The sequence below is a fragment of the Mesorhizobium sp. WSM4836 genome (assembly GCF_055811815.1).
In genome coordinates this window covers 46,960-59,585 of sequence record NZ_JBVVQF010000016.1, presented here as the reverse complement: position 1 = coordinate 59,585, position 12,626 = coordinate 46,960, and the positions used below count along the sequence as shown (strand labels likewise).

At 64.6% G+C, this 12,626-nt stretch carries 10 protein-coding genes; 2 read left to right on the top strand and 8 right to left on the bottom strand.

Annotated elements, in window-relative coordinates; all coding sequences use genetic code 11:
* Positions 1 to 38 precede the first annotated feature (38 nt).
* Positions 39 to 1,448: a glucuronate isomerase gene (gene uxaC, locus AC0L2P_RS19275; RefSeq protein ID WP_473503032.1), complete on the bottom strand. Its 1,410-nt coding sequence runs from the start codon at positions 1,446 to 1,448 to the stop codon at positions 39 to 41.
* Between the two features lie 176 nt (positions 1,449 to 1,624).
* Here uxaC and AC0L2P_RS19270 point away from each other — a divergent pair, with 176 nt between their 5' ends.
* Together AC0L2P_RS19270 and uxuA are read left to right on the top strand one after the other, a co-directional pair.
* Complete coding sequence (locus tag AC0L2P_RS19270; protein ID WP_473503030.1) at positions 1,625 to 3,127, top strand: mannitol dehydrogenase family protein; 1,503 nt, start codon at positions 1,625 to 1,627, stop codon at positions 3,125 to 3,127.
* Complete coding sequence (uxuA, locus tag AC0L2P_RS19265) at positions 3,124 to 4,302, top strand: mannonate dehydratase (protein ID WP_473503028.1); 1,179 nt, start codon at positions 3,124 to 3,126, stop codon at positions 4,300 to 4,302. Before AC0L2P_RS19270 ends, uxuA begins: the two co-directional genes overlap by 4 nt.
* Before the next feature lie 169 nt (positions 4,303 to 4,471).
* On the opposite strand, the gene AC0L2P_RS19260 is transcribed toward uxuA, so the two are convergent.
* The 7 genes from AC0L2P_RS19260 to AC0L2P_RS19230 form a co-directional block, all read right to left on the bottom strand.
* Complete coding sequence (locus AC0L2P_RS19260; protein WP_473503026.1) at positions 4,472 to 4,879, bottom strand: F0F1 ATP synthase subunit epsilon; 408 nt, start codon at positions 4,877 to 4,879, stop codon at positions 4,472 to 4,474.
* A gap of 97 nt (positions 4,880 to 4,976) precedes the next feature.
* Positions 4,977 to 6,542 (bottom strand): F0F1 ATP synthase subunit beta, encoded by a 1,566-nt coding sequence (gene atpD, locus AC0L2P_RS19255; RefSeq protein ID WP_473503024.1) that lies wholly within the window; start codon positions 6,540 to 6,542, stop codon positions 4,977 to 4,979.
* 67 nt (positions 6,543 to 6,609) lie between these two features.
* Positions 6,610 to 7,494: a F0F1 ATP synthase subunit gamma gene (locus AC0L2P_RS19250; RefSeq protein WP_473503022.1), complete on the bottom strand. Its 885-nt coding sequence runs from the start codon at positions 7,492 to 7,494 to the stop codon at positions 6,610 to 6,612.
* Positions 7,495 to 7,522: 28 nt separating this feature from the next.
* Entirely contained in the window at positions 7,523 to 9,052 is a 1,530-nt protein-coding gene (atpA, locus tag AC0L2P_RS19245) for a F0F1 ATP synthase subunit alpha (protein ID WP_473503020.1), read from the bottom strand.
* Positions 9,052 to 9,612: a F0F1 ATP synthase subunit delta gene (locus AC0L2P_RS19240; RefSeq protein ID WP_473503018.1), complete on the bottom strand. Its 561-nt coding sequence runs from the start codon at positions 9,610 to 9,612 to the stop codon at positions 9,052 to 9,054. Before AC0L2P_RS19240 ends, atpA begins: the two co-directional genes overlap by 1 nt.
* Positions 9,613 to 9,858: 246 nt before the next feature.
* Positions 9,859 to 10,254 (bottom strand): AGROH133_08824 family phage infection protein, encoded by a 396-nt coding sequence (locus AC0L2P_RS19235; protein WP_473503016.1) that lies wholly within the window; start codon positions 10,252 to 10,254, stop codon positions 9,859 to 9,861.
* A 101-nt stretch (positions 10,255 to 10,355) separates the two neighbouring features.
* On the bottom strand, positions 10,356 to 12,539 hold the full coding sequence (locus AC0L2P_RS19230) for a primosomal protein N' (RefSeq protein ID WP_473503014.1): 2,184 nt from the start codon (positions 12,537 to 12,539) through the stop codon (positions 10,356 to 10,358).
* Positions 12,540 to 12,626 lie beyond the last annotated feature (87 nt).

The following is a 12,626-nucleotide window of genomic DNA, read 5'->3' as shown; positions in this document are numbered from 1 at the left end:
TGGTTTCCTCCCGTTTTGAACGATGGCGGCAAGCGCCGTTAGAGCCGGTACGCCTTTTTCGCGAGCGTATAGGCAAGTTCCTGCGCCAGCTCGTGCGCCTCGTCCTCGCCGAGCCAATGCTCGGCGACGAGACGCGCCAGATATGCGCAATCGACCCGGCGCGCCACATCATGGCGGGCCGGTATGGATGGAAAGGCGCGGGTGTCGTCGTTGAAACCGACGGTGTTGTAGAAACCGGCCGTTTCGGTGGTCATCTCGCGGAACCGGCGCATGCCTTCGGGGCTGTCGTGGAACCACCAGGCCGGTCCGAGCTTCAATGCCGGGTAGACGCCGGCGAGCGGCGCCAGCTCGCGCGCATAGCTGGTCTCGTCGAGGGTGAAGAGGATGATGGTGAGGTCGCGCTCCAGCCCGACGCAGTCGAGCAGCGGCTTAAGCGCCGTCACATAATCGGTCCGCGTCGGGATATCGAAGCCTTTGTCCCGGCCGAACTTGTGAAAGATAGCCGGCGAATGATTGCGCCAGGAGCCGGGATGGATCTGCAGGACCAGCCCGTCGTCGCGGCTCATCTTGGCCATCTCGGTCAGCATCTGGGCGCGAAACAGTTTTCGCTCCCGCTCGTCGTCCGAGCCTCGGCGGATACGGTTGAACAGCTCCTGCGCGGCGGCATCCGAGAGATTGGCGGTTTCGGCCGTCGGATGGCCGTGATCGGAGGAAGTCGCACCGAAACTTTTGAAGAAGGCCCGCCGCTGGCGATGTGCATCGAGATAGCCGGCCCAATTGCCGGTATCGCAGCCGGTGATTTCTCCCAGCCGGTCGAGATTGGCCGAGAAGCCTTCGAAATCGGGATCGACGACCGCGTCCGGCCGATAGGCGGTGACGACGCGGCCCTCCCAGCCGCTGTCGCGGATCATCTGGTGCCATCTGAGATCGTCGAGCGCTCCTTCGGTCGTCGCGATGACCTCGATGTTGAAGCGCTCGAACAGCGCTCGGGGGCGAAAATTCTCCCACTGCAGCAAGGTCGAGATCGTGTCGTAGTGGCGGTCGGCCGTCTTGGCATTCAGCGGCTCTTCGATGCCGAACAGATGGGCGAGCACATGATCGAACCACAGCCGGGTCGGCGTGCCGCGGAACAGGTAATAATGCTCGGCGAAGCGCCGCCAGATCGTCCTGCCGTCGGTCTCCACGGGCGAGCCGTCAAGCGTCGGTACGCCAAGCTCCTCAAGCCGAACGCCCTGGCTGAACAGCATGCGGAAAATGTAGTGGTCCGGCACGATCAGCAATTGCGCCGGATCGGGAAACGCCTCGTTGAGCGCATACCAGCGCGGGTCGGTGTGGCCATGCGGGCTGACGATCGGCAGGTCCTTGACCGCGGCATGGAGATCGCGGGCCAGCGAAAGCAGGCGCCCCTCGACGGCAAACAGCAAATCCGGATCCGTCAATGCGGCCACGTAAATCCTCCCCAATCCGGACATCGGTAGGGTTGCAAAGAAATAATGTCAACATACAAAACTTTGCTTGTTGTATGATGACTTTTCGACCGCCATTGGCCATTGTGCGTGACGGCATCGGGTGTTACGCCGCCTGCCAGCAGTGACCCAACAATCTCGATCAGACACGTGGCGCAATGACTGATAGACGCCTTTCCAACAGCACGCTGAAGACATTGCCGGCTTCGGTCGCGGTTCCGCGCTACGACCGCGGCGGCATCGCACCGGGCATCGTCCATCTCGGCGTCGGTGCGTTCCATCGCGCCCACCAGGCGGCCTATGTCGACGACTGCCTGGCGGCGGGAGAGGCGGACTGGGGCATTGCCGGCGTGTCCTTGCGCAGTTCAGACACGCGCGACGCACTGGCGCCGCAGGATGGCCTCTACACGCTGGCGATCAGGAGCAGCATCGGCGAAGAGCTGCGCGTCGTCGGTTCGATCCTGTCGCTGCTGGTGGCGCCGGAAGATCCGGCTGCCGTGCTCGCCGCTTTGACCGATCAGCGCACCCGCATCGTCACGCTGACGATCACCGAAAAGGCCTATCTGAGAGCAGCCGGCGGCGGTCTGGACAGCACTCATCCGGACATCGTCCATGATTTGGCTAACCCGCAAATGCCAAGGACGGCGCATGGTTTCCTCACCGAAGCGCTGTCGCGCCGCCGTGGCGCCGGCATCCAGCCATTCACCGTGCTCTGCTGCGACAACCTTCCGGCCAACGGCGCAACGCTGCACCGCCTGCTGGTCGAATTCGCAGCACTGCGCGATTCCAGGCTCGCCACTTCAGGCGATGCCAGGCTCGCCGCACACATCGCCGACGGCGTCGCCTTTCCGTCGAGCATGGTCGACCGCATCGTGCCGGCGACCACCGATGCCGACCGGGCGCGTGTTGCTGTCGAGCTCGGGGTCGAGGATGCCTGGCCGGTGATGACCGAGCCGTTCTGCCAATGGGTGGTCGAGGACGATTTCCCCGGGGGCAGGCCAGCCTGGGAGAAGTTCGGCGTCACGATGGTCGGCGACGTCGGGCCATTCGAAGATATGAAGCTGCGGCTGCTCAACGGTTCGCATTCGGCAATCGCCTATCTCGGCCTGCTCAGCGGCTACGACACGGTCGACCGCGCCTTTGCCGATCCGGCGATCCGGCAATTCGTCGACGGACTATGGGCCGAGGCCATCCCGACACTGCCGCAGGACGCCGGGCTCGATACGGCCGGCTACACGACCCAGCTTGCCGAACGCTACTCGAACACCGCGCTCGCCCATCGCACGGCGCAGATCGCAAATGACGGCAGCCAGAAGCTGCCGCAGCGCATCGTCGCCTCCGCCCTCGATCGGCTGGGCGCCGGTGACCCGCCTGCGCATCTCATGCTGGTGGTAGCGGCCTGGATCGCCGCTTGCGAGGCGCGCAGCAAAACTTTGCCGGAAGCCCATTTTACCGACCCGATCGACACTCGGCTTACTGTGCTCGGTAGCCAGCCGGCTGTCGAAACCGTGATGGCGATGTTCGATCTCGGCGGCTTCGCCAAGGACCATTCACATCGCATGACACTGATCGATCTGACGGCAGCCCATCTCGAGCGCCTGCGGCGGGGCGGGCCTGCCGCTGCTTTCGCAGCGCTTGGCATAGGGAGTGAGAAGCCATGAGACAGACCTGGCGCTGGTTCGGGTCCGACGATCCGGTGACGCTTGCCCATGTCGGTCAGGCCGGCGCCGTCGGCATCGTCAGCGCGCTGCACCACCTCAATGACGGCCGCGCCTGGCCGGCGGACGAGATCGCCCGGCGCAAGGCCGAGATCGAGGCAGCAGGCCTGACCTGGGATGTGGTCGAGAGCATCGTTGTCCATGAGGATATCAAGACCCGCAGCGGCGACTGGCGCACCCTGATCGACAATTACAAGGCCTCGATCCGCGCCGTCGCTGCCGCCGGCATCAATACCGTTTGCTACAATTTCATGGCGATCACTGACTGGACGCGCACCGACCTCGACTATCCGATGCCGCATGGCGGCACAGCGCTGCGCTTCGATGTCGTCGAGCTCTGCGCGTATGATGTCTTCATCCTTGAGCGAGAAGGAGCGGAGGCCGATCACCCACCGGCCCGTGTCGAGGCCGCGCGCGGGCGGCTGCAAGGGATGAGCGACAGCGACAAGGCAAGGCTCGAGCGCAATCTGATCGGCTGGGTGCCGGCGCGCGAATTCATCTTCGATCGGGCAAGCTTCCGCCGTGCCCTCGACCTCTACAAGGACGTCTCCACCGAAGGCCTGCGCGAAAACCTGTTTGGTTTCCTGCGCGAGATCGTGCCGGTGGCCGAAGAGGCCGGCGTCAGGATGGCGATCCACCCCGACGATCCACCTTTTTCGCTGTTTGGCCTGCCACGCATCGTTTCCAAGGCCAATGATGCCCGCGCGCTGCTCGACGCCGTCGCTTCGCCGGCTAACGGGTTGACACTGTGCACCGGCTCCTACGGCGCGGGCGCGCAGAATGATCTGCCGGCAATGGCCAGGGCCTTCTCCGAAAACATCCATTTCGCCCATCTGCGCAATGTCACCAAGGAGCCCGACGGCTCCTTCCACGAAGCCGATCACCTCGACGGCGACACCGACATGGTGGCGGTCGTGTCGGCGCTGATTGGCGAAGAGCGGCGGCGCAAGGCGGCCGGCAGGGCGGACTGGCAGGTGCCGATGCGGCCCGACCATGGCCATGCCATTGTCGACGACATCGGCAAGAAAGTGAACCCCGGCTATTCCTGCATCGGCCGCCTGAAGGGCCTCGCCGAACTGCGCGGCGTCATGCGCGCCGTGGAGACGCTGACGGTGTGAGCAGCCCCTCCCTTCTCCCTTTGTGGAGAAGGTGGCCGAGCGAAGCTCGGATGAGGGGTGTTCCAGGGAACGCTAACGTCTCATTTCTTCCAACACCCCTCAACCGTCTTGGCCCGCCCTACGCGCCAATCCACCTTCCCCCACAAGGGATAAGGAGAGAGGACGCCTGTCACGCCGGCAGGATGGCGCCTTCAAGCGTGGTAAGCTGGCTAAGGAACTGCTCGGCCTTGCTGCGGGTCTGATCGTCCTTGGCGTCGGCGGCGTCTTCCCTCGCTTCCTGGATGCGGCGGGCAAGGTCGGCGCGGTCGATGTCGCCGACGGCCACAGCCGATTCGGCGAGCAGCGTGCAGCCTGCCGGAACGATGTCGGCAAAGCCGCCGAACACCACATAGCGCTCTTCCTTGCCTTGCGCGGTCCTCAGCGTGACGACGCCCGGCTTGATTGTGGTCATGACCGGCGCGTGATGCGCCATGACGGTCATCTCGCCTTCGGCGCCCGGGATGACGACGGATTCGACCTCCTCAGAAACCAGCAACCGCTCCGGCGAGACCAGTTCGAATTTGAAAGCTTCAGGCATGATCAATTTAGCGAGTAGCGGGAGTGAGTAGCGAATAGAAAAAAACGCTCGGTCACATCGCCCCTATTCGCTACTCCCTTATTCGCTATTCGCTTCTTTACGCCGCTTCGGCGGCCAGGCGCTGTGCCTTCTCGACCGCTTCCTCGATGCCGCCGACCATGTAGAAGGCGGCCTCCGGCAGGTGGTCGTAGTCGCCGTTGCAAAGGCCCTTGAAGCCCTTGATGGTGTCGGCGAGGTCGACCAGCTTTCCCGGCGCGCCGGTGAACACTTCGGCGACGAAGAAGGGCTGCGACAGGAAGCGCTCGATCTTGCGGGCGCGGGCCACCGTCTGCTTGTCCTCTTCCGACAGCTCGTCCATGCCCAGGATGGCGATGATGTCCTGCAGCGACTTGTAGCGCTGAAGGATCGACTGCACCTGGCGCGCGACCTGGTAGTGCTCTTCGCCGACGACCATCGGGTCGAGCATGCGCGAGGTCGAATCGAGCGGATCGACCGCCGGATAGATGCCCTTTTCCGAAATCGCGCGGTTGAGCACGGTCGTCGCGTCGAGGTGGGCGAACGAGGTCGCCGGTGCCGGGTCGGTCAGGTCGTCGGCCGGCACATAGATCGCCTGCACCGAGGTGATCGAGCCCTTGGTGGTCGTGGTGATACGCTCCTGCAGCGCGCCCATGTCGGTGGCCAGCGTCGGCTGGTAGCCCACGGCCGAAGGAATGCGGCCGAGCAGCGCCGACACTTCCGAGCCCGCCTGCGTGAAGCGGAAGATGTTGTCGACGAAGAACAGCACGTCCTGGCCCTGGTCGCGGAAATATTCGGCGACCGTCAGGCCGGTCAGGCCAACGCGGGCGCGGGCGCCCGGCGGCTCGTTCATCTGGCCATAGACGAGCGCCGCCTTGGATCCTTCGCCGCCGCCCTTCTTGTTGACGCCGGACTCGATGAACTCGTGATAGAGGTCGTTGCCTTCGCGGGTGCGCTCGCCGACGCCGGCGAACACCGAGAAGCCGCCATGCGCCTTGGCGACGTTGTTGATCAGTTCCTGGATCAGCACCGTCTTGCCGACGCCGGCGCCGCCGAACAGGCCGATCTTGCCGCCGCGGGCATAGGGGGCTAGCAGGTCGAGCACCTTGATGCCGGTGACCAGGATCTGCGCTTCCGTCGCCTGCTCGACATAAGTCGGCGCCGGCTGGTGGATCGAGCGCATTTCGATGCCGTCGACCGGGCCTGCCTCGTCGACCGGCTCGCCGATGACGTTGATGATGCGGCCGAGCATACCCGGGCCGACCGGCACGGTAATCGGTGCACCGGTGTCATAGACATCCTGGCCGCGGACCAGACCTTCGGTCGAGTCCATGGCGATGCAGCGCACGGTGTTCTCGCCCAGATGCTGGGCAACCTCGAGCACCAGGCGATTGCCGACATTGATCGTCTCAAGCGCGTTCAGGATGGCCGGCAGATGCTCACCGAACTGGACGTCGACAACGGCGCCGATGACTTGGCGAACCTTGCCTGCCAGGCCGGTTTTCTTGATGGTAACGGCCGGCGTATTCACAACGGCGGCCTTGGTTGCTGCCGCCTTCTTGGCCGGAGCGGCCTTTGCCGCTGCCGGAGCCGTCGCTGGTGCTGCGGCCTTCGGGGCTGCCGTCTTCGGGGTCGCTGCTTTCGCCATCGTCTTTACCCTTTTCGTCTCTTTGTTTCTCACACGCTTGAGGTCGATGACCTCCTTGTGAGCGTGCCTAGAGCGCCTCGGCGCCCGAAATGATTTCGATCAATTCCTTGGTGATCTGCGCCTGCCGCTGGCGGTTGTAGGTGATCGACAATTTGTTGATCATGTCGCCGGCGTTGCGCGTCGCATTGTCCATGGCGCTCATCTTGGCGCCCATCTCGCCGGCCGCATTCTCGAGCAGCGCGCGAAAAACCTGCACGGAAATGTTGCGCGGGATGAGGTCGGAGAGGATTTCGCCCGGCTCCGGCTCGTATTCGTAGACGGCGCTGCCGCCATCATTCACTTCCGCGGCAGCCGAAGGCGCGCCCGCCGGGATAATTTGCTGCGCCGTCGGGATCTGGCTGATCACCGACTTGAACTGCGAATAGAACAGCGTGCAGATGTCGAAGCCGCCTTCGTTGAACAGGTGGATCACCTTCTTGGCGATGGCGTCGGCATTGACGAAGCCCAGCGTCTTGACCTCGCGCAGGTCGACGCGCTCGATGATCAGCGCCCCGTAGTCGCGGCGCAATATGTCGAACCCCTTCTTGCCGACGCAGATGATCTTGACCTGCTTGCCGTCGGCGAGAAGCTTGCGGATGTGGTCGCGGGCAAAACGGGCGATCTGCGAATTGAAGCCGCCGCATAGACCGCGTTCGGCGGTGCAGACGACAAGCAGATGCACGTCGTCCTTGCCGGTGCCGGTCATCAGCGCCGGGGCATCGCCGCCGCCGCCGATCGCCTGGGTGATATTGGCCAGCACCGCGCCCATGCGCTCCGAATAGGGACGCGCCGCTTCCGCCGCTTCCTGCGCGCGACGCAGCTTCGCCGCGGCGACCATCTGCATCGCCTTGGTGATCTTCTGCGTCGCCTTGACCGAGGCGATACGGTTACGAAGGTCTTTTAACGAAGGCATGCTTCAAACCTGATCCCGTCCGTCCCGCTCAAGCAAAGGTCTTGGCAAAGGCGTCGATCTCTGCCTTCAGCCTGGCGCGCAGATCGTCGGACAGCACCTTCTCCTTGCGGATGCCGTCGAGCACGTCCTTACCGGCCGAGCGCATATGCGACAACAGACCATGCTCGAACTTGCCGACCTGGTTGATCGACAGCTTGTCGAGATAGCCGTTGACGCCGGCGAAGATTACCGCGACCTGCTCCTCGACTTTGAGCGGCGAGAATTGCGGCTGCTTCAACAGCTCGGTAAGACGCGAGCCGCGGTTGAGCAGGCGTTGCGTGGCTGCATCGAGATCGGAGCCGAACTGCGCGAAAGCAGCCATTTCGCGGTACTGCGCGAGCTCGCCCTTGATCGACCCGGCAACCTGCTTCATCGCCTTGATCTGCGCCGAGGACCCGACGCGCGACACCGACAGGCCGACATTGACCGCCGGGCGGACGCCCTGGAAGAACAGATTGGTTTCCAGGAAGATCTGGCCGTCGGTGATCGAGATGACGTTGGTCGGGATGTAGGCCGAAACGTCGTTGGCCTGCGTCTCGATGATCGGCAGCGCCGTCAGCGACCCACCGCCATTTTCGTCATTGAGCTTGGCGGCGCGCTCGAGCAGGCGCGAGTGCAGGTAGAAGACGTCGCCCGGATAGGCTTCGCGGCCCGGAGGACGGCGCAGCAGCAGCGACATCTGGCGATAGGCGACGGCTTGCTTCGACAGATCGTCGTAGCTGATCAGCGCGTGCATGCCGTTATCGCGGAAATATTCGCCCATGGTGCAGGCGGTAAACGGCGCCAGGAACTGCATCGGCGCCGGATCGGACGCGGTTGCGGCGATGATGATCGAATAGTCGAGCGCGCCGCGCTCTTCCAGCACCTTGACGAACTGCGCCACGGTCGAGCGCTTCTGGCCGACTGCGACATAGACGCAGTACAGCTTTTCCTTCTCCGGGCCGTTGTCGTGCACCGATTTCTGGTTGAGCATGGTGTCGAGGATGATCGCGGTCTTGCCGGTCTGGCGGTCGCCGATGACCAGCTCGCGCTGGCCGCGGCCGACCGGGATCAGCGCGTCGATGGCCTTGAGGCCGGTCGACATCGGCTCGTTCACCGATTTGCGCGGGATGATGCCGGGCGCCTTGACGTCGACGCGCTTGCGTTCGGTGGCCTGGATCGGGCCTTTGCCGTCGATCGGGTTGCCGAGCGCGTCGACGACGCGGCCGAGCAAGCCCATGCCGACGGGCGCGTCGACGATGGCGCCGGTGCGCTTGACGGTGTCGCCCTCCTTGATGTCGCGGTCGGCGCCGAAGATGACCACGCCGACATTGTCGGCTTCGAGGTTGAGCGCCATGCCGCGGATGCCGCCGGGGAACTCGACCATCTCGCCGGCCTGGACATTGTCGAGGCCGTAGACGCGGGCGATACCGTCACCGACGGACAGCACCTGGCCGACTTCGGAGACCTCGGCCTCCTTGCCGAAATTCTTGATCTGGTCTTTCAGAATTGCGGAAATTTCCGCGGCGCGGATGTCCATCAGCCGACCTCTTTCAGTGCAAGCTTGAGCGAATTGAGTTTGGTTTTGAGCGACGTATCGATCTGGCGCGAGCCGATCTTGACCACCAGTCCGCCGAGCAGCGACGGATCGACGGTGACGGTGATCGCCACATCCTTGCCGGCGACACTTTTCAGCGCCGCTTTCAGCTCGGTTTCCTGGGCAGGCGTCAGCGCATGCGCCGAGGTGACCTCGGCGGCGGTCTCACCGCGGTGTTCGGCGGCGATCTGGCGGAACGCCCTGATCATTCCTGGCACTGCGAAAAGCCGGCGGTTCTGGGCAACGACGCGCAGGAAATTGCCAGTGAGGCCGGTGATCCCCGCTCTGTCGGCGATCGCGGCGATCGCCTTGGCCTGGTCCTCGCTGGAGAAAACCGGGCTCCTGATCAGCCGCGAAAGGTCAGCGCTGCCTTCGAGCATCGCTTCAAACCTGTTGAGGTCGGCCTCGACGCTGGCGACCGAATTGGTCTGCAGCGCGAGTTCGAACAGCGAACCCGCATAGCGTTCTGCGACACCTGAGATTGGCGAGGACGATTGGGCCACGGACCGTCTTTTCTCTTGTCTGACAGGCCGCAGATTGTTGGCGCGAGCAAAAACTCTGGCTAAATCTTTGACCTTACTACATTTTTCCAAGCACGGAGGCGCGGCTCCCGCTATCCCCGGTTGAAAGTCGATTGCCGTCTAGCACAGGCATTTTCAGACCGCAATGCGTCGTCCGGCATGGTTTTCAGGCACTATTGTCGCATCCGCTGGCCGAGTTCAGCAACCAACCCCGGATTGATCCCTGATTCAGGGCAAAAAGCCGAAGGCGAAGGCAAGCGGCAGCGCCGCCAGCACCAGCTCGACGACGATGGATGCCCAGTTGAACGGCGTATTGGCGCCGTCCGACATCATCGATAGCAGCCGGCCGAAGGCGGTGAATAGCCAGGAGAAGCCGAGCGCCATGTAGAGCAGCGGCTGCGCCAGGAGGATGCAGCACAGGCTGACGCCGAGATAGAAGCCCGACATCCGGCCGCGCCCCTCGGCGATGGCCGCCGCCTTCTCGGGCTTGACCTGCAGCCGCAGGATGCGGAATGCCAGCTGTGGGGCCAGGAATAGCAGCAGCCCGAACAGTAACGTCACCGCGGCGCTCGACCATGCCAGCCACTCGCCCTGGCTCATCGGCCACGGAAACGCAAATTCCATCTTGTCCCCTCGTAAATGGCGGTTCTAATTTCGGGCATTCTAACCAAGGACTTGCGACGCGCCAGACCGGATTCACCAAATCCGGCGTATCGATGGCCACCTTACAAAAAGCTTTGCGGGTCGATATCGACCTGGACCCGCACCGAGGCCCTTATCTTCGGTCCCTCGGCCAGCATGGTGCGAATGAACCCTTGCATGTCGGCGCGCCGCTCGCCCTGGATCAGCAGGCGAAAGCGATGACGGCCGCCGATCAATGACAGCGGCGCCTCGGCCGGGCCGAGCACGAACAGGTCGCTGGCCTGCGGCGCGGCACGGCGCAGGCCGCGGGCGTGCCCCTCGGCTTCCGCGCGCGTCGCCGCGCTGACGATAACACCAGCGAGCCGGCCGAAGGGCGGCAGCCCCGCCCGCTCGCGCTCGGCGATCTCGCGCTCATAAAAGGCCTCGGCATCGCCGGAGACGATCGCCCGCATCACCGGGTGGTCGGGCTGGAAGGTCTGCAGCAGGCCGAGGCTCTTCTTGCCGGTGCGGCCGGCGCGGCCGGTCACCTGGCTGAGCAGTTGGAAGGTGCGCTCGGCGGCGCGCGGGTCGCCATTGGCCAGGCCGAGATCGGCATCGACGACACCGACCAGCGTCATGTTGGGGAAATTATGGCCCTTGGCGACGAGTTGCGTGCCGATGACAATGTCGGCCTCGCCATTGGCGATGGCTTCAAGCTCGAGCCGCAGCCGCCGCACGCCGCCCATCAGGTCGGACGACAGTACGATGGTGCGGGCATCGGGGAAATGCGCGACGACCTCCTCGGCGATGCGCTCGACGCCCGGCCCGCAAGCAACGAGATGATCGAGCGTGCCGCATTCCGGGCAGGCCTCGGGACGGCGTTCATTGTGCCCGCAATGATGGCAGACGAGCTGGCCGCGAAAGCGGTGCTCGACCAGCCAGGCCGAGCAGACCGGACAGCCGAAGCGGTGGCCGCAGACCCGGCAGAGCGTCAGCGGCGCATAGCCGCGCCGGTTCAGGAACAGCAGCGACTGTTCCTTTCCTTCCAGCGTCTGCCGCATATGGCCGAGCAGCACCGGGGACAGGAAGCCGCCGCGTGCAGGCGGCGCACGGCGCATGTCGATCGTCTTGAGTTCGGGAAGTGCCGCCTCGGCAAAGCGCGCCGAAAGCACCGCCCTGCTGTAGCGGCCCTGGCTGGCATTGACGCGGCTTTCGACCGACGGTGTCGCCGAGGCGAGCACGACCGGAAACCCGCCGATATGGCCGCGCACCACGGCCATGTCGCGCGCGTTGTAAAAGACGCGATCCTCCTGCTTGTAGGCGGGGTCGTGCTCTTCATCGACGACAATCAGCCCAAGCTCCCTGAACGGCAGGAACAGCGCCGAGCGGGCGCCGGCGACCACTCGCACGCCGCCTTCCGCCACCTGCCGCCAGACCTTTTCGCGCATTCTTGGCGGCAGGTCCGAGTGCCACTCCGCCGGCTTGGCGCCGAACCGCTCCTGGAAGCGTTCGAGGAAGGCGTGGGTCAGCGCGATTTCCGGCAGCAGGATCAACACTTGCGTGCCGCGATCGAGCGCGGCCGCAACCGCCTCGAAATAGACCTCCGTCTTGCCGGATCCGGTCACGCCGTCGAGCAGGGTGACGCCGAATATGCCGGCCGCGACATTGGCGCGCAGCATCTCGGCGGCATCGCTCTGATCGGGCATCAGCGCCGGCACGGCATAGCCGGAATCGGGTGCTGCGACCACCGGCCGCGGCGGGATCATCACCGTCTCGAATACCCCCTGCGCCCGCAGCCCGTCCACCACCGTCGACGACACGCCGGCCGCATGCGCCAGGCCGGACCGCGTCCAGGCCAGCCCGCCTTCGGCCGTCTCCAGCACGCGCGTCCTCGCCTCCGTCATCCGGTCGGGCTTGGCGAAGGTGCGCTGTAGCCCTTCGATCCACGGTTCCGGGTCGAACGCCTCCGGCGCCCTGAGCAGCATGCGCGCCACCATGCCGGGCGGCGACAGCGTGTACTGCGCCACCCAATCGACAAAACGCCGCATCGCGCGGTCGATCGGCGGGCAGTCGAAAACCTGCTCGATCGGCCGCAATTTCTTCGCGTCAACCTTTTCGACGGCGCCGTCCCAGACGATGCCGGCGACCTGGCGGGGCCCTAGCGGAACGCGCACGATCGAGCCCGGCACCACGCGCATGCCGGCCGGCACGGCATAGGTGTAGGGGCGCTCGGCGGGCATCGGCACCAGCACCGGTGCGGCCGTGACAAAGGGCGAATCTTCGATCATGAGGCGTGACCTTGCCCCGACTTTGGTCTAGATCAAAGTCCGACCCCGAATGTGCATGACCTGCACATGAAAAATCTTCAGGAGACC

Bases quoted from the DNA above. Each gene is read 5' to 3' on its own strand.
- AC0L2P_RS19270 (WP_473503030.1), top strand. From the start codon at position 1,625: ATGACTGATAGACGCCTTTCCAACAGCACGCTGAAGACATTGCCGGCT.
- uxuA (WP_473503028.1), top strand. From the start codon at position 3,124: ATGAGACAGACCTGGCGCTGGTTCGGGTCCGACGATCCGGTGACGCTT.
- AC0L2P_RS19260 (WP_473503026.1), bottom strand. From the start codon at position 4,879: ATGCCTGAAGCTTTCAAATTCGAACTGGTCTCGCCGGAGCGGTTGCTG.
- atpD (WP_473503024.1), bottom strand. From the start codon at position 6,542: ATGGCGAAAGCAGCGACCCCGAAGACGGCAGCCCCGAAGGCCGCAGCA.
- AC0L2P_RS19250 (WP_473503022.1), bottom strand. From the start codon at position 7,494: ATGCCTTCGTTAAAAGACCTTCGTAACCGTATCGCCTCGGTCAAGGCG.
- atpA (WP_473503020.1), bottom strand. From the start codon at position 9,052: ATGGACATCCGCGCCGCGGAAATTTCCGCAATTCTGAAAGACCAGATC.
- AC0L2P_RS19235 (WP_473503016.1), bottom strand. From the start codon at position 10,254: ATGGAATTTGCGTTTCCGTGGCCGATGAGCCAGGGCGAGTGGCTGGCA.
- AC0L2P_RS19230 (WP_473503014.1), bottom strand. From the start codon at position 12,539: ATGATCGAAGATTCGCCCTTTGTCACGGCCGCACCGGTGCTGGTGCCG.